The organism is Bradyrhizobium sp. CCGB01 (assembly GCF_024199795.1).
Lineage (GTDB): Bacteria > Pseudomonadota > Alphaproteobacteria > Rhizobiales > Xanthobacteraceae > Bradyrhizobium.
Map to the genome: position 1 here is coordinate 5,226,487 of NZ_JANADK010000001.1, position 20,202 is coordinate 5,246,688.

21 protein-coding genes are annotated in these 20,202 nt (G+C 64.4%); 10 read left to right on the forward strand and 11 right to left on the reverse strand.

Translation table 11 applies throughout. The features are described 5' to 3' along the window. Positions 1 to 134 precede the first annotated feature (134 nt). On the reverse strand, positions 135 to 377 hold the full coding sequence (locus NLM25_RS24095; protein ID WP_254119666.1) for a BrnA antitoxin family protein: 243 nt from the start codon (positions 375 to 377) through the stop codon (positions 135 to 137). Positions 378 to 380: 3 nt separating this feature from the next. Continuing rightward, positions 381 to 1,358 (reverse strand): cysteine synthase A, encoded by a 978-nt coding sequence (gene cysK / locus NLM25_RS24100; RefSeq protein WP_254119668.1) that lies wholly within the window; start codon positions 1,356 to 1,358, stop codon positions 381 to 383. A 223-nt stretch (positions 1,359 to 1,581) separates the two neighbouring features. Between cysK and NLM25_RS24105 the strand changes: the two genes are divergently transcribed. Then, a complete protein-coding gene (locus tag NLM25_RS24105) occupies positions 1,582 to 1,800 on the forward strand; it encodes a hypothetical protein (RefSeq protein ID WP_254119670.1) in 219 nt (72 codons plus the stop codon). Here NLM25_RS24105 and tgt read toward each other — a convergent pair. Beyond that, positions 1,797 to 2,930: a tRNA guanosine(34) transglycosylase Tgt gene (gene tgt, locus NLM25_RS24110; RefSeq protein WP_254119672.1), complete on the reverse strand. Its 1,134-nt coding sequence runs from the start codon at positions 2,928 to 2,930 to the stop codon at positions 1,797 to 1,799. The genes NLM25_RS24105 and tgt overlap by 4 nt on opposite strands. Positions 2,931 to 3,111: 181 nt before the next feature. Between tgt and NLM25_RS24115 the strand changes: the two genes are divergently transcribed. The 4 genes from NLM25_RS24115 (at position 3,112) to NLM25_RS24130 (ending at position 7,331) form a co-directional block, all read left to right on the forward strand. Then, entirely contained in the window at positions 3,112 to 4,317 is a 1,206-nt protein-coding gene (locus tag NLM25_RS24115; protein ID WP_254138638.1) for a patatin-like phospholipase family protein, read from the forward strand. A 135-nt stretch (positions 4,318 to 4,452) separates the two neighbouring features. Then, complete coding sequence (locus NLM25_RS24120; RefSeq protein WP_254141253.1) at positions 4,453 to 5,199, forward strand: TetR/AcrR family transcriptional regulator; 747 nt, start codon at positions 4,453 to 4,455, stop codon at positions 5,197 to 5,199. Between the two features lie 251 nt (positions 5,200 to 5,450). Beyond that, positions 5,451 to 6,053 carry a PepSY domain-containing protein gene (locus NLM25_RS24125; protein ID WP_254138639.1) on the forward strand — a complete coding sequence of 201 codons (603 nt, stop codon included), beginning with the start codon at positions 5,451 to 5,453 and terminating at the stop codon, positions 6,051 to 6,053. A gap of 240 nt (positions 6,054 to 6,293) precedes the next feature. Further along, positions 6,294 to 7,331, forward strand: coding sequence for an aspartate-semialdehyde dehydrogenase (locus NLM25_RS24130; RefSeq protein ID WP_254138640.1), 1,038 nt, complete (start codon positions 6,294 to 6,296; stop codon positions 7,329 to 7,331). A gap of 99 nt (positions 7,332 to 7,430) precedes the next feature. Here the strand turns inward: NLM25_RS24130 and queA are convergent, their stop codons facing one another. The 5 genes from queA to coaD all read right to left on the reverse strand — a co-directional run bounded on the left by queA (position 7,431) and on the right by coaD (position 10,652). Continuing rightward, positions 7,431 to 8,504, reverse strand: a complete 1,074-nt coding sequence (queA, locus tag NLM25_RS24135; RefSeq protein WP_254138641.1) for a tRNA preQ1(34) S-adenosylmethionine ribosyltransferase-isomerase QueA — start codon at positions 8,502 to 8,504, stop codon at positions 7,431 to 7,433. A 170-nt stretch (positions 8,505 to 8,674) separates the two neighbouring features. Continuing rightward, positions 8,675 to 9,139: a peptidylprolyl isomerase gene (locus NLM25_RS24140; RefSeq protein WP_254119682.1), complete on the reverse strand. Its 465-nt coding sequence runs from the start codon at positions 9,137 to 9,139 to the stop codon at positions 8,675 to 8,677. After that, complete coding sequence (locus NLM25_RS24145) at positions 9,136 to 9,546, reverse strand: hypothetical protein (RefSeq protein WP_254141254.1); 411 nt, start codon at positions 9,544 to 9,546, stop codon at positions 9,136 to 9,138. The genes NLM25_RS24140 and NLM25_RS24145 overlap by 4 nt, the downstream gene beginning before the upstream one ends. A gap of 9 nt (positions 9,547 to 9,555) precedes the next feature. Next, entirely contained in the window at positions 9,556 to 10,119 is a 564-nt protein-coding gene (locus NLM25_RS24150) for a peptidylprolyl isomerase (protein WP_254138642.1), read from the reverse strand. A 35-nt stretch (positions 10,120 to 10,154) separates the two neighbouring features. Next, positions 10,155 to 10,652: a pantetheine-phosphate adenylyltransferase gene (gene coaD / locus NLM25_RS24155; protein WP_254138643.1), complete on the reverse strand. Its 498-nt coding sequence runs from the start codon at positions 10,650 to 10,652 to the stop codon at positions 10,155 to 10,157. A 270-nt stretch (positions 10,653 to 10,922) separates the two neighbouring features. On the opposite strand from coaD, the gene NLM25_RS24160 reads away from it, so the two are divergent. Beyond that, positions 10,923 to 11,180: a hypothetical protein gene (locus NLM25_RS24160; protein ID WP_254138644.1), complete on the forward strand. Its 258-nt coding sequence runs from the start codon at positions 10,923 to 10,925 to the stop codon at positions 11,178 to 11,180. A gap of 204 nt (positions 11,181 to 11,384) precedes the next feature. Further along, the gene (locus NLM25_RS24165) at positions 11,385 to 13,238 is read left to right on the forward strand and encodes a potassium transporter Kup (protein WP_254141255.1); all 1,854 of its coding nucleotides are present in this window, start codon (positions 11,385 to 11,387) and stop codon (positions 13,236 to 13,238) included. 196 nt (positions 13,239 to 13,434) lie between these two features. Here the strand turns inward: NLM25_RS24165 and gyrA are convergent, their stop codons facing one another. Both gyrA and NLM25_RS24175 read right to left on the reverse strand, forming a co-directional pair. Continuing rightward, a complete protein-coding gene (gene gyrA / locus NLM25_RS24170; RefSeq protein WP_254138645.1) occupies positions 13,435 to 16,215 on the reverse strand; it encodes a DNA gyrase subunit A in 2,781 nt (926 codons plus the stop codon). 192 nt (positions 16,216 to 16,407) lie between these two features. Continuing rightward, the gene (locus NLM25_RS24175; RefSeq protein WP_254119692.1) at positions 16,408 to 16,806 is read right to left on the reverse strand and encodes a DUF2306 domain-containing protein; all 399 of its coding nucleotides are present in this window, start codon (positions 16,804 to 16,806) and stop codon (positions 16,408 to 16,410) included. A gap of 261 nt (positions 16,807 to 17,067) precedes the next feature. Between NLM25_RS24175 and NLM25_RS24180 the strand changes: the two genes are divergently transcribed. Further along, a complete protein-coding gene (locus tag NLM25_RS24180) occupies positions 17,068 to 17,418 on the forward strand; it encodes a low molecular weight protein tyrosine phosphatase family protein (protein WP_254138646.1) in 351 nt (116 codons plus the stop codon). Here NLM25_RS24180 and NLM25_RS24185 read toward each other — a convergent pair. Then, positions 17,415 to 17,915 (reverse strand): single-stranded DNA-binding protein, encoded by a 501-nt coding sequence (locus tag NLM25_RS24185; RefSeq protein WP_254119695.1) that lies wholly within the window; start codon positions 17,913 to 17,915, stop codon positions 17,415 to 17,417. The two genes, NLM25_RS24180 and NLM25_RS24185, sit on opposite strands and share 4 nt — an antisense overlap. Positions 17,916 to 18,364: 449 nt before the next feature. On the opposite strand from NLM25_RS24185, the gene NLM25_RS24190 reads away from it, so the two are divergent. Continuing rightward, the gene (locus NLM25_RS24190) at positions 18,365 to 19,144 is read left to right on the forward strand and encodes an outer membrane protein (protein WP_254119697.1); all 780 of its coding nucleotides are present in this window, start codon (positions 18,365 to 18,367) and stop codon (positions 19,142 to 19,144) included. A 236-nt stretch (positions 19,145 to 19,380) separates the two neighbouring features. Continuing rightward, on the forward strand, positions 19,381 to 20,070 hold the full coding sequence (locus NLM25_RS24195) for an outer membrane protein (RefSeq protein ID WP_254138647.1): 690 nt from the start codon (positions 19,381 to 19,383) through the stop codon (positions 20,068 to 20,070). The last annotated feature ends 132 nt before the right edge of the window (positions 20,071 to 20,202 follow it).

A 20,202-nucleotide genomic window follows, 5' to 3' on the forward strand; every position in this document is an offset into this window, starting at 1 on the left:
TTTCGTTGCCAACTCCTCATCCTGAGGAGCTTGCGAAGCAAGCGTCTGGAAGGGATGAAAGGCCCGGATGCAGCGGCGTGGCCTTCCATGGTCCGAGACAGCGTGACGCGCCTCCTTACCATGAGGGGGAGAGCCTACTTCCCCGCCGCCTTGCGCAGCGCCTCGTTGATGCGGTCCTGCCAGCCCGGTCCGCCCTCCTGGAAGAACTCCAGCACGTCCTGGTCGATGCGCAAACTGACCTGCTCCTTGATCCCCGGCGCCACGTTCTGCTTCGGCGGCGCCGCGGCGACCTTGGCGGTCACCTTCTTGAACGCCGCCTCGGCTTCGGTGCGCGCATCGCCCAATGTCCGCGGCCGCCTCGGTGGTTGATCCGCCATGTCCTAGATTCCCTCAAACAGAGCCGTCGAAAGATACCGCTCGGAGAAGGACGGCACCACTGCCAGGATGGTTTTTCCCGCAGCTTCCGGCCGCTTGCCGATCTGGAGCGCCGCCGCGATCGCAGCGCCCGAGGAGATGCCGCCGGGAATGCCTTCATGCCGCGCCAGCGCGCGAGAGGTCTCGATCGCGGTCGTCGAGTTGATCGTCACGATCTCGTCGATCACGGAGCGGTCGAGAATGTCGGGTACGAAGCCCGCGCCGATTCCCTGGATCTTGTGCGGCGTGTGCTGGCCGCCTGACAGCACCGGGCTTTCTTCCGGCTCGACCGCGACGATGCGCAAGGAGGCCTTCCGCGGCTTCAGCACCTGGCCGACGCCGGTGATGGTGCCGCCGGTGCCGACGCCGGCGACGAAGAAATCGATGTTGCCGGCGGTGTCGTTCCAGATCTCCTCCGCGGTGGTGCGACGGTGCACCTCGGGATTGGCGAGGTTCTTGAACTGCTGCGGCATGACCGAGTTCGGCGTGGTCTTCAGGAGCTCCTCGGCGGTCGCGATCGCGCCCTTCATGCCCTGTGCCGCCGGCGTCAGCACCAGCTCTGCGCCGAGGAAGGCCAGCATCTTGCGCCGTTCGATCGACATCGATTCCGGCATCACCAGCTTGAGCCGGTAGCCGCGCGAGGCGGCAACGAACGCAAGCGCGATGCCGGTATTGCCGGAGGTCGGCTCGATCAGCACGGTGTCAGGCTTGACGATACCGGCCTTCTCCATGGCGATGATCATGGCCGCGCCGATGCGATCCTTCACGCTCGCGGCGGGATTGAAATATTCAAGCTTTGCCAAAATCGTCGCGTTCACGCCGTGCATGCCCGGCAGCCGCTGCAAGCGCACGATCGGCGTGTCGCCAAAAGCCTCGACGATCGAAGAGTAGATCCGGCCGCGGCCGGGCTGGTGCGCTGCACTCGTATTGGACGATGCGTCCATGATGAACTCCCTGTGGCGACAATTTACGTTTCCGTAGCGTCTCTTGCGCAGTTACGGACAGCTTGAGATGACACGCAGGCGACAATGCGGCACATGTTAAATACGCTGCATCGCAAAATCACGTGAGCCGTAATTATCAGAAAACCAACGCATTTGTGTTGCGACCTCGTCAACTGATTCTGCTTATGTTAGACTTAGGTCTCAGAGCAGAGAGGTCACCACGATGTCAGCAGTTGCTGAAGTGTTGTCGACCGTCGCACATCACCGCGCTCCGCGTTGCAGTGATTTGCCCACTTGTCCTGTCTGCGCCGACTCGATGGTCGCCGCCGAAGCCTCCGCCTACATCTCCGACCAGGTGATCAGCTATCTCTGGACCTGCGACACCTGCGGTTACGGCTTCGTGACCAAGCACGCCGTCAAGCAGCGATTGATCTGCAACTAGCGCGGGGCGATGTCGCCCCTCGCCCAGTCCTCGCGCGTACGCTGATAGAACTCTTCGAACATTCCTCGTGCGATCGCGTCCCTGATGCCCTGCATCAGGAACTGGTAGTAGGCGACATTGATCTCGGACAGCAGCATCGCCCCCAGCGTCTCGCCGGCCTTGACGAGATGGTGCAGATAGGCTCGCGCGTAGTTGCGTGCCGACGGCCAGGAACTCTCTTCATCGAGCGGACGTGGATCGTCGGCGTGTCGCGCGTTGCGCAAATTGACCTGGCCGAAGCGGGTGAAGGCAACCCCGTGCCGGCCATTGCGCGTCGGCATCACGCAATCGAACATGTCGATGCCTCGCTTCACCGCTTCGAGAATGTCGTCGGGCGTGCCCACGCCCATCAGATAGCGCGGCCGCTCTGTCGGCAATGCCGGCGCGGTCTCGTCGATCATCGCCAGCATCACCGCCTGCGGCTCGCCGACGGCAAGGCCGCCGATCGCATAGCCGTGGAAGCCGATCTCGACGAGGCCTTCGGCGCTGGCATGACGAAGCTGCGGCACGTCGCCGCCCTGCACGATGCCGAACAGCATGTAGCCGTCGGGCGCACTCTCGAATGCACGCTTGCTGCGCTCGGCCCAGCGCAGCGACAGCCGCATCGCCCGCTCGATGTCGTCGCGCCCCGCCGGCAGCCGCACGCATTCGTCCATCTGCATGGCGATGTCGGAGCCGAGGAAGCGCTGCACCTCGATCGACCGCTCCGGCGACAGCTCGACCTTGGCGCCGTCGATATGCGAGCGGAAGGTGACGGCGTTCTCGGTGACCTTGCGCAGGTCCGACAGCGACATCACCTGGAAGCCGCCCGAATCCGTCAGCATCGGCCCGTTCCAGCCGGTGAACCGCTGCAGGCCGCCGAGCGCCGAGATCCGCTCGGCGCCGGGCCGCAGCATCAGATGATAGGTGTTGCCGAGGACGATGTCGGCGCCGGCCTCGCGCACCTCGCGCCAGTGCATGCCCTTCATGGCCCCAGCGGTTCCGACCGGCATGAAGGCCGGCGTCCGCACCACGCCATGCGGCGTGGTCAGGCGGCCGGTGCGCGCGGCGCCATCGGTGGCGAGCAGTTCGAAATGATTGGGTAGATTCATGGGCGTGCTTATTGCGTGTCGGGCAGGGACGATCAACCCGCTCGGGCGCACGATGCCTCAGACTGGGACACATTTGACGCGGACTTGATGTCCGCGACACCTTGCAAAATAAAACGATACAGTGTAGTTTCTTCGTGGGGGCTGGACGAGATGCTGCGGCGAGATTTGCCGGCGGCAGTACATGCGTGATCGCCAGCCACCGACGATGCCCTCCGCTTCATGTTCGACCGACGTCTCCGGCCCCGCACGCGGCCGGACAAGACGGACAGCCGCCCGCCTGATCGGCTTCCTCGCTTTGACGTGCAGCCTGGCGCTGGGCGCCTGCACCTCCCTGCCCCGCACGCCCTATACGGCCGCCGAGGCCAGCACATCGCGCGTGCTCGATATCGACGGCTTGCGCCGCTATGCCGACGAACCCGTCACGAAATTCAGCTTCGAGAAGGACACCAGCACCGCGACGAAGTCCTATCTGGCACTCTCCGGCGGCGGCGCCGACGGTGCCTATGGCGTCGGCGTGCTCAACGGCTGGACCACGGCACGCACCCGTCCGACCTTCTCGGTCGTCTCGGGCGTGAGCACCGGTGGCCTGATCGCGCCGTTCGCGTTCCTCGGCTCGCAATACGACGACACGCTGAAGGAGGTCTACACCAGCGGCATCGCCGAGAGCCTCCTGAACGATCCCAGCATCATGCGCGTGCTGTTCGGATCCGGCCTGTTCGGCAACACGCGGCTGCGCGAGCTCGTCGCCCGCTATGTCGGACCTGACATCCTGGCGCAGGTGGCGCGCGAGAACGCCAAGGGCCGAAAACTGCTGGTGGTGACCACCGATCTCGACACCCAGCGGACCGCCATCTGGGACATGGGCAAGATCGCAGCGGTCGGAACACCCGAGGCGCTAAAACTGTTTCGCGACGTGATGGCGGCCTCCGCCAGCATTCCGCTGGTGTTTCCGCCTATCATGATCGACGCCGAAGGCCAGGGCCGCAGATTTCAGGAGATGCATGTCGACGGCGGTGTGACCGCACCGGTGCTGACGCTGCCGGAAGCCCTGTTCTCCCAGGACCGCCTGCCCGGCAACGCGCGGATGAACATCTACATCCTCGTCAACAAGAAGATCGAGCGCAACTTCGAGCTGGTGTCCAACAGCACCATCGACGTCGCCTCGCGCAGCCTGTCGTCGATCACCCAGTCGCAGACGCGGTCGATCATCTTCTCGACCTATGATTTCGCCAAGCGCAACCGCCTCGGCTTTCATCTCTCCTACATCGCGCGCGATTATCCCGCGCCGCCCTCGGAAGGGTTCGACACCGCCTATATGCGGGCGCTTTATCAGTACGGATATGAGAAGGCCGCGTCCGGCCAGGCCTGGACGTCGACGCTTCCGTGATCCCTCGTGACGGAACGAGGCCTTGCTGAAATCGTTGACGATACGGCCAATTCGGCCAGATTCGCGATGACGCCTCCGCTCCTGCGCGATATAGAGCGAATGTCGACCATCAAAGACGCGCAGGAATCATTGGGCATGGGATTGACTGCGACCAGGACCAGAACCGCTGCGCCACGGCGCGAGGTGCCGAAATCGCGCGGCGGCCGGCCGACCAAGACAGCCGCGATCGAGCGCGACCAGCGGCTGATCGAGGTCGCAACCCGTCTGTTCCTGGATCGCGGTTTTGACGCGACCTCCCTCGATGCGGTCGCGGAAGCGGCCCGCGTCAGCAAGCCCACCGTCTATTCCCGTTATGGCGACAAGCGCGGCCTGTTTGCCGCCGTGCTGAGGCGCGAAATCGAGCGCTGGCTCGCGCCGCTGTCGGCGGCCGCCGAGACGCAGCTCAGCAGCGCCTCGGATATTTCGGTCGAGCAGCGGCTGGTCGAGATCGGGCGCGAGATGCTGACCTTCACCTGCGGGCCCGACGCCGTCGCGTTCAGCCGCATGATGACGTCGCAGGCCATCAACTTCCCCGACGTCGCCAAGCTCGGCAAGGAGGAAGGCTGGCTCAAGGCCGTCGCCACCACGGCGCGCTTCTTCGACCATCTGGTGGCGCAGGGCGCGCTCGACGTCGACGACACCACGATCGCAGCGGAAGTCTTTCTCGACGTCGTCGTCGGTCACACCCACCGCATGGCGACGTTCGGAATGGCGCTCGAGCTGAAGGCCGCGGAAAAGCGCATGCGCGCGGCGATCAAGCTGTTCCTGGCCGGTGCGCTGGGACCCGCGGACCGCATCCAGGGCGCCGCAAAAGGTCCGCAGCGCCGGCGCCCGTCCCGCTGACAATTCCGTGAGATCGCGATCTATCCCCCGCGGGGACACGCCCGCTCCATTGACCAAAACAAAACGATACGGTATGGTTTAATTATAGGGCGATACGGACCGCTTTTTCACCAGCCCCAAAGAGGTCCGTACCGCTTCGATCGCCGCAACGGGTACAGCCCGTTGCGTCGCTCCGCGGCCGGCCGATGCCCAAGGCCGGCCGCGAATTCTTTACGATCATCCGGCACACTCGCTGGCCGAGGGTTTCGAGCATGACGACAGCCAAACGATGGACCTCACGACTGCTTGCGATCGCCTTGCCCGCACTGCTCCTCGCTGGGCCGGCGCAGGCGATCGTCACCACGGGCACGCCGACCGCGCTCCACGGCGACACAGATGGTGATGCCGAAGCGGACCGCCAAGCGGTCAGCCGCGAGATCGAGCGCTTCCGCAGCTCGTCGATCTCGATCAGCCAGGCCATGGCGATCGCGGAAGCCCGTCATGCCGGCGCCACGACGGCGGATGTGAGTTTCGACGGCGCCTCCGGCGTACCGGTCTACCGGGTGAAGACCCTGCACAACGACCGCATCTGGCGCCACACCATCAATGCCGCGACCGGCGAGCTGGTCGGCGGGGAAGCCGCCCTCCCCCTCGCCGAGCTCGATCTCGACGACCGTAGCAACCTCGCAGCGCTCGGTGCCATCAAGCACCGCCTTGCGGATGCCGTGCACGTCGCCGAACGTGCGGCCTCAGGCAAGGCGATCAGCGGCGGACTTGTGCGCGAACGCGGCCGGCTGAATTTCGCGATTGTCGTCATCAGCGGCGATAACCTCAAGGAGGTCCTGCTGGAGCCGCCGGGCGCCCGGGCCAAGTAACGCCAAGGAACGCAGGTCCCGCCCGCGGCCACAATCCCGCCGAAAAGCCATTGACGGGCGCAAGACTCTCCCGCATAAGTCGCCGCCATGTTCACGACCACCAAACGCACGACCAAAACCACCACGGCCTTCGGGGCCCGGGGAGGCGTGCGCGTGTAGTCGTCGACTAAAACGCATCAGCTCTACCGAAGCCCCGCCCTCGATGGTCCGGGGCTTTTTTGTTGTCTGGATTTCAACGCAATGGAGGACAAAGTGAGTAACGATCCCGTCGTCGCGATTGTCGGCGTCACCGGTGCGGTGGGCGCCGAATTCATCGCCACCATGGACAAGCGCGGCTTTCGCGTCGGCAAGCTCAAGGCGCTGGCCAGCGCCCGCTCGGCCGGCAAGACGGTGTCGTTCCGGGGCAAGGATGTCGTCATCGAGGAACTGACCGAGCGCGCGTTCGAGGGCGTCGACATCGCGCTGTTCTCGGCCGGCGGCAGCATCTCGAAGAAGTACGCGCCGATCGCCGTCAAGGCCGGCGCCGTCGTGGTCGACAACTCCTCCGCCTTCCGCATGGACCCGAACGTGCCGCTGGTGATCCCCGAGGTCAACGGCAGCCGCATCCGCGACCACAAGGGCATCATCGCCAACCCGAACTGCGCCGCGATCACCGCGCTGGTGCCGCTCTGGCCGATCCACCAGAAGAACCGCATCAAGCGCGTGATCATCTCGACCTACCAGGCCGCCTCCGGCGCCGGCGCCGCCGCGATGGAGGAGCTCGTCGAGTCCACCCGCGCCAATCTCAACGGGCAGGTCTATACGCCGAAGGTGATGCCGCACCCCTACGCCTTCAACCTGTTCAACCACAACACGGCGATCGACCCCGACACCGGCTACAACGACGAAGAGACCAAGGTCATCAAGGAGACCCGCAAGATCTTCGAGGACGAGAACATCGCGATCGGCGTCACCTGCGTCCGCGTGCCGGTGCTGCGGGCCCATTGCGAGGCCATCACCTTCGAATGTGAGAAGCCGATCAGCGAGGACCAGGTCCGCGCCATCATGGCCCAGGCGCCCGGCGTGAAGGTCGTCGACGACCGCGCGAAGAACTACTTCCCGATGCCGATCGACGCCTCGGGCCAGGACGACGTCCTGGTCGGCCGCATCCGCAAGGATCTCAGCGATCCCAGCGGTCATTCGATCTCGATGTTCGTGGCGGCCGATCAGCTGCTCAAGGGCGCCGCGCTCAACGCGGTGCAGATCGCGGAGCTGCTGCCGCAGCGGGTGATGGCGTAACGGAAGATACGTAGGGTGGATTAGCCGAAGGCGTAATCCACCTCCTTGCTGTCGACGCGTATAGAGAAGTGGTGGGTTACGCCTGACGGCTAACCCACCCTACGGCTCTGCCCTGAACAGCAAGCACGCATCCCCGTACGAATAGAACCGGTAGCTGCTCGCGATCGCATGCGCATAGGCCTGCTGCATTGTCTCGAGCCCGGAGAAGGCCGACACCAGCATGAACAGCGTCGACTTCGGCAAGTGGAAGTTGGTCAGCAAGATATCGACGGCGCGGAAGCGATAGCCGGGGGTGATGAAGATCGAGGTCTCGGCCGCAAACGGCTGGATCGTCCCGTCCTCGCTGGCCGCGCTTTCAAGCAACCGCAGTGACGTGGTGCCGACGGCGATGATGCGGCCGCCGTTCTTCCGCGCGGTATTGAGCTGCGCCGCCGTCTCGGCCGAGATCGTGCCCCACTCGGCGTGCATCTTGTGGCCTTCGGTGTCGTCCACCTTCACCGGCAGGAACGTCCCTGCCCCGACATGCAGCGTGACGCGGTTGATGCCGACGCCGCGCGCGTGCAGCGCCTGCTCCAGCGCGGGAGTGAAATGCAGACCCGCGGTGGGAGCGGCAACGGCACCTTCATTCGCCGCGAACATGGTCTGGTAGTCGGCGAGGTCCTGGTCATCAGGCGTGCGCTTGGAGGCGATGTAGGGCGGCAGCGGCGGACTGCCGAGATCGGCGATGGCCTGGTCGAGCGCAGGTCCGTGGAACGAGAACGACAACGTCACCTCGCCCTCCGCGCCCTTGGCCTCGACCTCGGCGTCGAGATGGCCGAGCAGGCAGACCTTGCCCTCGTTGCCGAAGCGGATGCGATCGCCGGCTGTGAGCTTCTTCGCCGGCTTCACCAGCGCCTGCCAGCGCGAGCCGTCGAGGCGCTTGATCAGCGTCGCCTCGATCTTCGGCTCGGTCTCGCGGCCGATGCGGCGACCCTTCAATTGCGCCGCGATCACCCTGGTGTCGTTGACGACGAGCTGGTCGCCCGCCTTCAGCCATTGCGGCAGGTCGGAGATGATCTGGTCGCGCAGCGCGCCCTTTTCCACGACCAGGAGGCGCGCGGAGTCGCGCGGGCTCGCCGGGCGCAACGCGATGCGCTCGGCGGGCAGATCGAAATCGAAGAGATCGGTGCGCATAATTGGGCCTGGCGCGACACAGCTGGACCCTCATGGTGAGGAGGCGCACTAGCGCCGTCTCCGGACGATGCTTCGCATCGCCGTGCGAACCATGAAGGCCGAGCTGCAGCAGTGGGGCCTGCATCCTTCGAGACGCGCGTTCCGCGCTCCTCAGGATGAGGGGCGAGCGCTTACTTCGCGTCCGCCGCCATCCGCGCCTTGACGATCTTGTCGGGGTTCTGCACGGGCTCGCCGCGCTTGATCTTGTCGACGTTCTCCATGCCCTCGGTGACCTTGCCCCACACCGTGTACTGGTTGTCGAGGAAGCGGGCGTCGTCGAAGCAGATGAAGAACTGGCTGTCGCCGGAATCGGGGCTGGCGGCGCGGGCCATCGAGGTGGTGCCGCGCACATGCGGCTCCTTGTTGAACTCGGCCTTCAGCTTCTTGCCGGAGCCGCCGGTGCCGGTCCCCTGCGGGCAGCCGGTCTGCGCCATGAAGCCCTCGATCACGCGGTGGAACACGATGCCGTCGTAGAAGCCCTCGCGGACCAGTTCCTTGATGCGCGCGACATGGCCGGGCGCGAGATCGGGCCGCATCTCGATGGTAACGGGGCCCTGCGTGGTCTCGAGGATCAGGGTGTTTTCGGTGGCGCTCATGCTCGTCTCTCTTGCGTTGGGGGTGAAGTCCTACGGCTACGGAACTGGATCGCGAATGGACGTCCCGCGGCGGCGCCGGCCATTGCATCGGTAAATGGCATCGGCGTGCAGCGTTGCAACGCCTCCATCACCGCGATCCGGTATTGCAGCCGGTCATCGTCGGAGGCCTCCGCGGACTCATAGGAAATCCTCGGATGGCCCAAAATGTTTCCGGACCGGTTAAAGCTCACGACGACGGTGATGTCGATAGGGCGAGCCTTGGCCGGCGGTGGCGGCTTCCAGCAGGTCCGCAAGTGCCGGAAGATGTCCTGGATGGTGTTGACCTGCGCGTCTCCCGCGGCCGTGCCGGAGACGCCAAACAGCAGCAGCGCGGCAGCCAGCAGAAGCTTTTCGCCGCGACGCGCCATCATCTCATCCTATTTGATGTCGGAGGCGACCTGGACCTTCACCATCTTGTCGGGATCGGTGACGGCGCCGCCGGCCGAGCCGGGCGGTGCCTTCTTCAGCTTGTCGACGACGTCCATGCCCTGCACGACCTCGCCGATCACGGTGTACTGGTTATCGAGGCTGCCGCCGTCCGCGAACATGATGAAGAACTGCGAGTTGGCGCTGTCGACGCTGTCGCCGCGCCGCGCCATCCCGACGATGCCGCGTCCAAAATGCACCTTGGAGAATTCCTGCTTCAGGTTCGGATATTTCGAGCCGCCGGTGCCGTTGAATTTTTCGCCGTCGCCGGTCTGCGCCATGAAGCCGTCCATGACGCGATGGAACGGCACGTTGTTGTAATAGCCCTCGCGCGCGAGCTGCTTGATGCGCTCGGCATGCTGGGGCGCAATGTCGTTCCGCAGCTTGATGACGATGCGGCCCTTGGTGGTGTCGATGACGATGGCGTTGGCCTTGTCGAGGCCCGCCGGCAATTGCTGCGCCACCGCCGGCACCGCGAACAGAAGCGCGGCAAGAACTGCGAAAATTCGGATCATGACAACTCCGGATCAGGATGAGAGGAAACGCGCCGCTATCCGGCGAATTTTGCCTTGAGCTGTGCCGCAACGAGCGGCGGTACGAAGGCCGAGACGTCGCCGCCCATGCCGGCGATCTGGCGCACCAATGTGCCGGTAATCGGGCGGACCGCCGGAGAGGCCGGCAGGAAGACGGTTTGCACGTCGGGCGCCATGGTGCCGTTCATGCCGGCGAGCTGCATCTCGTAGTCGAGGTCGGTGCCGTCGCGCAGGCCCCGAATCATGATGGTTGCGCCGTGCTTGCGCGCCGCAGAGACCGCCAGATCGTCGTAGGTCACAGCCTCGAGCGTGCAGCCGGCCGCGGCCGCAACCGGCCCGCAGACGTCGTGGAGCATCTTGAGCCGCTCCTCCGTCGAGAACAAAGGTTTCTTGCCGGGATGGACCCCGATCGCGACAACGAGCCTGTCGCACAGCGGGGCAGTGTTCCGGACCACGTCCAGATGGCCGTTGGTGATGGGATCGAAGGAACCTGGGTAGAAGGCAATGCGCGGCATGGCCCCGTCCTACCGCGCCCGGCCCGGCCCGGCAAGCCGGACAGGTTCCTTGCCGGTATCCGCCCGTTTCCCTGCAAATCGTGCCGTCGGCCGTGCCGGGCCAGAGCCCTTTGTTTCGTCCTGGGGGCGGCCACGAAACAAAACGGAGCGCGAACGAAACCATTTCGGGCGTCCGCGAAGACGTCCGGAAACTGGCCATGGTTACTAAACCACCCAACGAATGACGGGCCGCACACAAGGCGCTAGCGGCCGCATCACAGGGGACCGTCAATGATCAAGACCATCTCGGCCATCGGCATTGCCGCGTTTGTCGCTGCTGCCCTCACCGTCCTTCCCGGCTTCGCTCCGACCGTCGAAGCGAGCGTTCCGCAGCCGCTCGCCAAGAGCGACCGCCTCGATATCCGCACCATTGGCAAGGACTGCTCGCAGCAGGCCTGGCCGAACTTCGAAGCGTCCTGCCTGCGCCAAGCCGGCACCAAGGCCGACATCCGCGAGGCTCGCCTCGTGACCGCCGACCGCACCCCGTAGTCGGGTCTGTCAGCTTCGCGTCAGAAAGCTCCCCCTATAATCCCCGAGATGATTCCCTTGGCTATTTGCGACGTCCCGTCGCAGACTGTGTGATCATCGCGCTCGTCGGAATGGCCCGCCGGGCGCGATCCCATCGGGGGGTCGACATTGTCCAGTACGCCCGCGGTCGCTTCCGGCCATCACCCTGACCCTCTGCCGATTGCCATGACCATGGGCGCCCTCGGGGTGGTCTATGGCGATATCGGCACCAGCCCCCTCTATGCCCTGAAGGAAGCCGCCAAGGCGGCTGCTCATGGCGGCACACTGAGCCACGACGCTGTCCTGGGCGTTGCCTCGCTGATCCTCTGGGCGCTGCTGCTGATCATTTCGCTGAAATATGCGTTGCTGATCCTGCGCGCGGACAATCGCGGCGAAGGCGGCATCGTCGCGCTGCTGGCGCTGCTGCATGCTCGCCACGCCCAGCCCGGCACATGGCGCGCGCATCTGCTGGTCGTCGGCCTTGTCGGCGCCGCGCTGCTGTACGGCGACGGCGCGATCACGCCGGCGATCTCGGTGCTCAGCGCCATCGAAGGTCTCAAGGTCGACGCGCCCTCGCTGGCGCCTGCGGTGGTGCCCGTGACCATCGCCATCCTGATCGGTCTGTTCATGATGCAGAAGCAGGGCACGGGCTTCATCGGCCGCATCTTCGGGCCGGTGATGCTGGCCTGGTTTTTCGTGCTCGCCGCACTCGGCATCCACGGCATTGCGAAGGCGCCGGCCGTGCTCGCGGCGCTGAGTCCGCTCTATGCCTTCAATTTCCTGATCCACCAGGACTTTCACATCTCCTTCGCGATCCTCGGCGCGGCCTTCCTGGCGGTAACAGGCGGCGAGGCCATGTATGCCGACATGGGGCATTTCGGCCGCCTGCCGATCCGGCTCGCCTGGTTTACGATCTGCCTGCCCGCCCTCGTGCTGAACTATTTCGGCCAGGCCGCGCTCCTGATCACCGATCCCACGATGATCGAGAATCCGTTCTTCCAGCTCTGCCCCGACGCCCTGCACTACCCGCTGGTCGCCTTCTCGACGGTGGCGACTGTGATCGCCTCGCAGGCGATCATCTCCGGCGTGTTCTCGCTGACGCAACAGTCGATCCAGCTGGGTTTCCTGCCACGCATGCAGATCCGCCACACCCAGAGCGACGCGATGGGCCAGATCTACGTGCCGCTGGTCAACTGGCTGCTCGCAGCGGCCACGCTCGGCGCGGTCCTGAGCTTCGGCAGCTCGGACGCGCTCGCGGGTGCCTACGGCATCGCGGTGTCGCTGCTGATGGCGATCACCACACTGCTCGCCGCCCTCGTCGCGATCCAGTGGGGCTATTCGCCGTGGATCGTGATTGCCGTCAACGGCTTCTTCTTCGTGATCGACGTGATCTTCTTCTCGGCCAATTCGGTCAAGCTGTTCGAAGGGGGCTGGTTTCCGCTGCTGCTCGCGGCCCTCGTCGCCTTCATGATGCTGACCTGGCGCAGCGGCGTGAAGCTGGTCGAGGTCGCGCGCGGCAAGCTGCGTCAGCCCGAGGAGGACCTGATCGAGACTGCGGTGAACAAGTGCAGCGCCAGACTGCCCGGCACCGCCGTATTCCTGGCGTCGGCGCCCAACGGCGTGCCGCTGGCACTGACGCAGTTCGTCAAGCACAACCACGTGCTGCACGAGCGCATCGTCCTCGTCACCGTGCTGATCGAGGAATCCCCGCATATCCCCGACGAAGAGCGCGCCGAGGTGATCGAGATCATCCACGGCATTACGCGCGTGATCCTGCATTACGGCTTCATGCAGAACCCGACGATCTATGACGGACTCAAGCTCGCCTGCCGCCAGGGCAAGCTGCCCGGCATCGACCTCTCAGACATCACCTACTATGTCGGCCGCGAGACCATCATCCCGAGTGAAGACATCCCGGGCATGTGGGTCTGGCGCGAAGGCGTGTTCGCCTTCCTCCAGCGCAACGCCGAACGCTCAGCCGCGTTCTTCGGCGTGCCGACCAAGCAGGTGGTGGAGTTCGGGACGGAGCTGGAGATTTAGCGCGATGACCGCGCAACACGTTCGGTGTCGTCCCCGCGGACGCGGGGACCCATAACCACAGGAAGTGGTTTGACGACGACTTGAGATCACAAATCTCGCGCTACCACATCTCCCTGTGGCTATGGGTCCCGGATCTGCGCTTCGCTTGTCCGGGACGACAGTGGAGGGTGGGACGCAGTCTCCGCGGAGTGACGTATCACTCCCCGTTTGAATCCCCATTCGCACCGTTGCCGCTCTCGGCCTCTTCCGTGATGTGCTCGACCGAGACGACGTGCTCGTCCTCGGCGGTGTCGAACACGATCACCCCCTGGGTCGAGCGGCCGGCGATGCGGATGCCCTCGACCGGGCAGCGGATCAGCTGGCCCTTGTCGGTGACCAGCATGATCTGATCGGCATCTTCAACCGGGAAAGACGCGACCAGATTGCCGTTGCGGTTGTTGACGCTCATGGCGACGATGCCTTTGCCGCCGCGGCCGGTGGTGCGGTACTCGTAGGACGAGGTCCGCTTGCCATAGCCGTTGACGGAGACGGTCAGCACGATTTGCTCGGCTGCCGACATCTCGGCATAGCGCTCCTGGGTGAGCTGGAAGTTGCCGGAGGTCTCTTCCGCCTCGGTATCCACCGTAGGCTCCTCGGCCGCGGCCTCGCCGGCCACCGCGCGACGCATCTTCAGATACGCCGAGCGCTCGTCGGACGTGGTCTCGACATGGCGCAAGATCGACATCGAGATGACCTTGTCATCTTCAAGCGAAATGCCTCGAACGCCCATCGAGGTTCGACCACCGAAGACCCGAACACCGTGCTCCTTGATCTCGCCATCCTTGTCAGGTCGAGGGTCACTGACCCGGAAGCGGATGCACTGGCCGGCGGCCGTGGTCAGCAGCACGTCGTCATGCTCGGTGCAGATCTGCACGTCGACGATCGCCTCGCCCTCGTCAAGCTTCATGGCGATGATGCCGGAGCGGCGGACATCGACGAAGTCGGACAGCTTGTTGCGCCGGACGTTGCCGCCTGTCGTGGCGAACATCACGTCGAGATTGCCCCAGGTGGACTCGTCCTCGGGCAGCGGCATGATCGTGGTGATGCGCTCGCCCTGCTCCAGCGGCAGGATGTTGATCATCGCCTTGCCACGCGCGTTCGGCGCGGCCATCGGCAGGCGCCAGACCTTCTCCTTGTAGACCTGGCCGCGGGACGAGAAGAACAGCACCGGGGTATGAGTCGATGCGACAAAGAGCCGGCTGACAAAATCCTCGTCGCGGGTCTGCATGCCGGCGCGGCCCTTGCCGCCGCGGCGCTGCGCCCGATAGGCCGACAGCGGCACGCGCTTGACGTAGCCGGCGTGAGAGACGGTGACCACCATGTCCTCGCGCTGGATCAGGTCCTCGTCCTCGACCTCGCCTTCCTGCTCGATGATGACGGTGCGGCGCGGCGTCGCGAACTCGGCCTTCACCTCGGCGAGCTCGGTCTTGATGATGCCGAGCACGCGGGCGCGCGAGCGCAGGATGTCGAGATAATCGGCGATCTCGCCGGCGAGCTTGTCGAGCTCGTCGCGGATTTCGTCGCGGCCGAGTGCGGTGAGGCGCTGAAGGCGCAGATCGAGAATGGCCCTCGCCTGCTCCATCGACAGCCGGATCGTGCCGTCCTCGCTGATGCGGTGGCGAGGATCGTCGATCAGCGTCAGCATGTCCTCGACATCCCGGGCCGGCCAGTCGCGCGACATCAGGGTGTCGCGGGCCGTGGTCGGGTCGGGCGAGGTCCGGATGACGCGGATCATCTCGTCGATATTGGCGACCGCGATCGCCAGGCCGACCAAAATATGCGCACGATCGCGCGCCTTGGCGAGCAGGTACTTGGTGCGCCGCGTGACGACCCGCTCACGGAAGTCGACGAAGATCGCCAGCAGGTCCTTCAGATGCATGATCCGCGGACGGCCGCTGTCGAGCGCAACCATGTTGACGCCGAAGCTCGTCTGCAGCGGCGTGAACCTGTACAGCTGGTTCAGCACCACATCAGGCACAGCGTCGCGCTTCAATTCGATGACGACGCGGTAGCCTTCGCGGTCGGATTCATCGCGCAGGTCGCCGATACCCTCGATCTTCTTTTCCTTGACCAGCTCGGCGATGCGCTCGACCATCGTCGCCTTGTTCACCTGGTAGGGAATCTCGGTGATGATGATCGCCTCGCGCTCCTTGCGGATGGTCTCGATCGCGACCTTGCCGCGCATGACGATCGAGCCGCGGCCGAGGTGATAGGCGGCGCGGATGCCCTGCCGTCCGAGGATGACGCCGCCGGTCGGGAAATCCGGTCCCGGCACGATGTTGATGAGCTCGTCGATGGTGAGCGCAGGGTTGTCGATCAACCCGACGCAGGCGTCGATGACCTCGCCGAGATTGTGCGGCGGGATGTTGGTCGCCATGCCGACCGCGATGCCGCCCGCGCCGTTGACGAGGAGGTTCGGGAACTTGGCCGGCAGGACCGACGGCTCGGTTTCGTTGTTGTCGTAGTTCGGCTGGAAGTCGACGGTGTCCTTGTCGATGTCGGCCAGCAGCGCCAACGCCGACTTCGTCAGTCGCGCTTCGGTGTATCGATAGGCCGCCGGGGGATCGCCGTCGACCGAGCCGAAATTGCCCTGGCCGTCGATGAGCGGCACGCGCATCGAGAAGTCCTGCGCCATGCGGACCATGGCGTCGTAGATCGACTGGTCGCCGTGCGGGTGATACTTACCGATGACGTCGCCGACCACGCGCGCCGACTTGACGTACTTCTTGTCAGGCGTGTGCCCCTGCTCGTTCATCGAGTAGAGGATGCGGCGATGAACCGGCTTCAACCCGTCGCGCGCATCAGGCAGCGCACGCGCCACGATCACGCTCATCGCGTAATCGAGGTAGGACTTCTTCATCTCCTCGTAGATCGAAACGGGACGAATGTCCGAGGGTTGCGCCGGCTGGTCGCCGGGCTTGTTGTCGTCGTCAGCCAAGGGGAAATCCGGTGAGGTTTTATCTGGGAATCATATAGCGCATCGGCTCCCTGATAACCACCCTTGCGAGGGTCTCGGGAAGCGCTTTTTCCCTTCGTTTTTTCATGGACTTACCGGGCTGTCAGGAGGCTGTTCCCGGGGGCCGTTTTGGGTGCCAGGGGCACTGCCGCGGGAAGCCGAATTCAGCCATCGCTACGGCCCGAAGACCACCGCGTGCATGAGCCGGCCAGGCACGAAGGTGAACAGGCCGGCAATCACGAGAGCGCCGAAGAAAATCGAGATCATCGTGATCTTGTGGCGGCGGACATTGCGGGCTCGGGCCGCCACCACGCCGGACACCAGCATCACCAGCGCGAAGATCGAGAGCAGATGGATCGGCCCCCATGGCCCGACCAGCCGGATCCCGTGGATCCAAAAGGAGCTGATCGCCACGACAAGCATCAGCACGACCCAGACCCAGCCAAGCGCCCGGTGCGGCAACGTCCCCTTGGGCGCGGCGAGCTGGACGATCCCCAGGACGAACGCAGCCATGGCAGCGAAGGCGTGCAGCGGAATGGCCGGAGCGGCCTCAAGCAGCGGCGTAAAGCTCATACGGCGTCCTCCGGTCCGTGGGAGCCCGACCATCGGAACAGGATTAACCATTCACATCGCGCGCCGTCAAAGCTCAAGCGACACGTGAAGCAAGGCCGGAAAAGCCGAACCTTCCCCGTCAGCTGACTAGAGATCCTGTCGCTTCACGCGAGCAGACTGATCCAAGGAGCGAGCGCTCCGACCGAGCTCGGGATGTCCCAGAGTCCACCGACGATCAGAAGGTGTGTATTTAAGGTCCCGATCGTTCTCCTGGAGCCAGAAGTGACCAACGTCCTGTTCGTCTGCAGCGCCAATCGCCTTCGCAGCCCGACCGCCGAACAAGTCTTTTCGACCTGGCCGGGGATCGAGACCGATTCGGCAGGCGTCTCAAACGGCGCGGACGTGTTGCTGTCTTCCGAACAGGTCGCGTGGGCCGATATCATCTTCGTCATGGAGAAGGCCCACCGCAACAAGCTGAACCGGAAATTCCGATCCAGCTTGAATGGCAAGCGGGTCATCTGCCTCGACATCCCGGACGACTACGAGTTCATGGACCCCATGTTGGTCCGGATACTCGAAAGCCGCGTGGGCCGTTTCCTGTCACGACCCGCGTCCGCTCCTCCCGAACCTTAGAACGGGATATCGTCGTCCATGTCGCTGTTGCGGCCACCACCACCGCCGCCGGCGGCAACGGCACGGCGCGGTGCGCTGCTGACGGGACCGGAGGAGCCGAAATCGCCGCCCGGCTCGTCGCCGAAGCTACCGCCTCCTCCGCCGCCGCGGCCGTCGAGCATCGTCAGCGTCGAGTTGAAGCCCTGGAGCACGACCTCGGTGGAGTACTTCTCGACGCCGCTCTGGTCGGTCCATTTGCGGGTCTGGAGTGCGCCCTCGATGTAAACCTTCGCGCCCTTCTTCAGGTACTGCTCGGCGACCTTGCAGAGCCCTTCATTGAAGATCACGACGCGATGCCACTCGGTCTTTTCCTTGCGCTCGCCGCTGTTCTTGTCGCGCCAGGTTTCCGAGGTGGCGATGCTCAGATTCGCGATCGGCCGCCCGTCCTGGGTGCGGCGGATTTCGGGATCCTTGCCGAGATTTCCAACCAGAATGACCTTGTTGACGCTTCCCGCCATCGCCGCTCTCCACTCCAAATGCCACTGAATTCAAAGGCCGACCCCGCGCCCCGCGAAGCTCTGTCGCCCTGTTGAGGCGACCGTATACGCTTGCGAGGGCTGATCAGCCCGGTACCCCTCAACTTATCCCCACATATAGCACCGACCCGCGGCGTGTTCCAGATTTGTTCTTCTCGATGATCCAGGCGCAATGCGGAATTGGGTGGGCTCTGATCTGCAACCAGATACCGGCGCGATGAATGGAACCCTTTCGGGTTCCCGCGAATAGGAAAAAACTCTTAACATTCATCAAGTTGCGGCGCTTCAGCCGGCTCGCGACTGTTGCATTTCGGAGACGGACTCCGCCTCCCGGCTCAGCTACGCTCGCCTTGGAATTGATTCATATGGGCGTCGCGCCTGATCAACCGCTTCGGGGAATTTAAGAAGCGGACGAAACTGGGGAGACTGCAATGAATAAGATCTTGATTGGTACAATCGGTGCAATCGCGTTGGGCCTCTCGGCGCCCGCAAGCGCAGCAGATCTCGCTGCGCGTCCCTACACCAAGGCTCCACCACCGATGGTCGCTACCATCTACGACTGGAGCGGCTTCTACCTCGGCATCAACGGCGGCGGCGGCACCAGTCACAAGTGCTGGGACTTCGTCACGCCCGTAACCGGCACTCTGCTCGGCGAAGGATGCCACAACGCCACCGGCGGCACGGTCGGTGGCCAGGTCGGCTACCGCTGGCAGTCTGCCAATTGGGTGTTCGGCTTCGAAGGCCAGGGCAACTGGGCCGATTTCTCCGGCGACAATATCAGTACGACCTTGTTCGGCACGGGTCTTCGCGATCGGTCCAAGATCAACGCCTTCGGCCTGATTACCGGCCAGGTCGGCTATGCCTGGAACAACGTCCTCGTCTACGTGAAGGGCGGCGGCGCCGTCGTCAGCGATCGCTACCGCAGCTACGACACCGTCACCGGCCTCGAATTCGATCGGGCCAACGAGACCCGTTGGGGCGGCACCGTCGGTGCAGGCGTCGAGTTCGGATTCGCGCCGAACTGGACCGTGGGCTTCGAGTACGATCACATCTTCCTCGGCAATCGCACCATCGGCTTCAGCGGTTCTGGCAACTTCCTGATCGCCCCGCTCGGCGTCGCCACACGCTCTGAGCGCATCAGCCAGGACGTCGATATCGGCCTGGTCCGCCTGAATTATCGCTTTGGTGGCCCGATGATCGCGAGGTACTAACCTCTCTGATCCCACTTGAGAATTCAAAGGCCGGCCTCGCGCCGGCCTTTTTGCTGAGCGCAGGCCAACAGGAACTATACGTCAGCGATTGTTACGTTTTGCAATTATTGTGACTTTTGGGAGACACAACTTGCGGCTTTGTTGGTGTAAGCACGACGTCAGTTGGACCACAGCGTCTAATGCCCTTTCGGCGCACGGAAGGCAAAAATAGAAACCGGGACTGGGATTACGTTAAAATGAAGAAGGTTTTGTTGGCTTCGGCCTGTTTGTTCGCTCTCGCCGCTCCGGCTTCGGCCGCTGATCTCGCGGCGCGCCCCTACACCAAGGCTCCGGTGGCTGTGGCCTCGGTCTACAACTGGACCGGCTTCTACCTCGGTATCGTCGGTGGCGGCGCCTGGGAAAACGGCTCCGGCGACCCGAAGATGAAGGGTGGCTTCGTCGGTGGCACCGCCGGCTACAACTGGCAGACCGGCAACGTCGTGTTCGGCATCGAGGCCGACGGCACCTGGGCTGATGTCAGCGCTTCGGCCACGGGCCCCGTCGCCGTCCCCGGCTTCGGCATTGTCAGCACCACCCTGAGCTCGAAGACCGACGCGATGGGCACCGTGCGCGGCCGCATCGGCTGGGCCGTCAACAACGTGCTGTTCTACGGCACCGGCGGTTACGCCTGGATCGACAACAAGCTCACCGTCAGCGCACTCGGCGTGAGCATCTCCGACAGCAAGTGGCACTCGGGCTGGACCGTCGGCGCCGGCGTCGAAGCTTTCTTCGCCCCGCAGTGGTCGGTCAAGGGCGAGTACCTCTATCGCAGCCTCGGCGGCGAGACCTACTTCTCGGGCGTCCTGCCCACCGGCACACTCAACTTCCACACCGTGCAGGTCGGCGTGAACTATCACTTCGGGGGCCCGGTGGTCGCCAAGTACTGAGCGAAGTACTAAGCTTCGCCCCAACGCCATCGCGTTACGAAAGGCCGGCCTTGCGCCGGCCTTTTTGTTTTCGCGCGCGGGAGCGCCGAACCGTCAAGGAATCGTGGGCGGGGAATCGCCCACGCGGATTGG

Bases quoted from the DNA above. Each gene is read 5' to 3' on its own strand.
- NLM25_RS24160 (WP_254138644.1), top strand. From the start codon at position 10,923: ATGATCAAGACCATCTCGGCCATCGGCATTGCCGCGTTTGTCGCTGCT.
- NLM25_RS24095 (WP_254119666.1), bottom strand. From the start codon at position 377: ATGGCGGATCAACCACCGAGGCGGCCGCGGACATTGGGCGATGCGCGC.
- tgt (WP_254119672.1), bottom strand. From the start codon at position 2,930: ATGAATCTACCCAATCATTTCGAACTGCTCGCCACCGATGGCGCCGCG.
- queA (WP_254138641.1), bottom strand. From the start codon at position 8,504: ATGCGCACCGATCTCTTCGATTTCGATCTGCCCGCCGAGCGCATCGCG.
- NLM25_RS24165 (WP_254141255.1), top strand. From the start codon at position 11,385: ATGACCATGGGCGCCCTCGGGGTGGTCTATGGCGATATCGGCACCAGC.
- NLM25_RS24125 (WP_254138639.1), top strand. From the start codon at position 5,451: ATGACGACAGCCAAACGATGGACCTCACGACTGCTTGCGATCGCCTTG.
- coaD (WP_254138643.1), bottom strand. From the start codon at position 10,652: ATGCCGCGCATTGCCTTCTACCCAGGTTCCTTCGATCCCATCACCAAC.
- NLM25_RS24130 (WP_254138640.1), top strand. From the start codon at position 6,294: ATGGAGGACAAAGTGAGTAACGATCCCGTCGTCGCGATTGTCGGCGTC.
- NLM25_RS24120 (WP_254141253.1), top strand. From the start codon at position 4,453: ATGGGATTGACTGCGACCAGGACCAGAACCGCTGCGCCACGGCGCGAG.
- NLM25_RS24140 (WP_254119682.1), bottom strand. From the start codon at position 9,139: ATGAGCGCCACCGAAAACACCCTGATCCTCGAGACCACGCAGGGCCCC.
- NLM25_RS24145 (WP_254141254.1), bottom strand. From the start codon at position 9,546: ATGGCGCGTCGCGGCGAAAAGCTTCTGCTGGCTGCCGCGCTGCTGCTG.
- NLM25_RS24150 (WP_254138642.1), bottom strand. From the start codon at position 10,119: ATGATCCGAATTTTCGCAGTTCTTGCCGCGCTTCTGTTCGCGGTGCCG.
- NLM25_RS24115 (WP_254138638.1), top strand. From the start codon at position 3,112: ATGCGTGATCGCCAGCCACCGACGATGCCCTCCGCTTCATGTTCGACC.
- cysK (WP_254119668.1), bottom strand. From the start codon at position 1,358: ATGGACGCATCGTCCAATACGAGTGCAGCGCACCAGCCCGGCCGCGGC.
- NLM25_RS24185 (WP_254119695.1), bottom strand. From the start codon at position 17,915: ATGGCGGGAAGCGTCAACAAGGTCATTCTGGTTGGAAATCTCGGCAAG.
- NLM25_RS24195 (WP_254138647.1), top strand. From the start codon at position 19,381: ATGAAGAAGGTTTTGTTGGCTTCGGCCTGTTTGTTCGCTCTCGCCGCT.
- NLM25_RS24105 (WP_254119670.1), top strand. From the start codon at position 1,582: ATGTCAGCAGTTGCTGAAGTGTTGTCGACCGTCGCACATCACCGCGCT.
- NLM25_RS24175 (WP_254119692.1), bottom strand. From the start codon at position 16,806: ATGAGCTTTACGCCGCTGCTTGAGGCCGCTCCGGCCATTCCGCTGCAC.
- NLM25_RS24190 (WP_254119697.1), top strand. From the start codon at position 18,365: ATGAATAAGATCTTGATTGGTACAATCGGTGCAATCGCGTTGGGCCTC.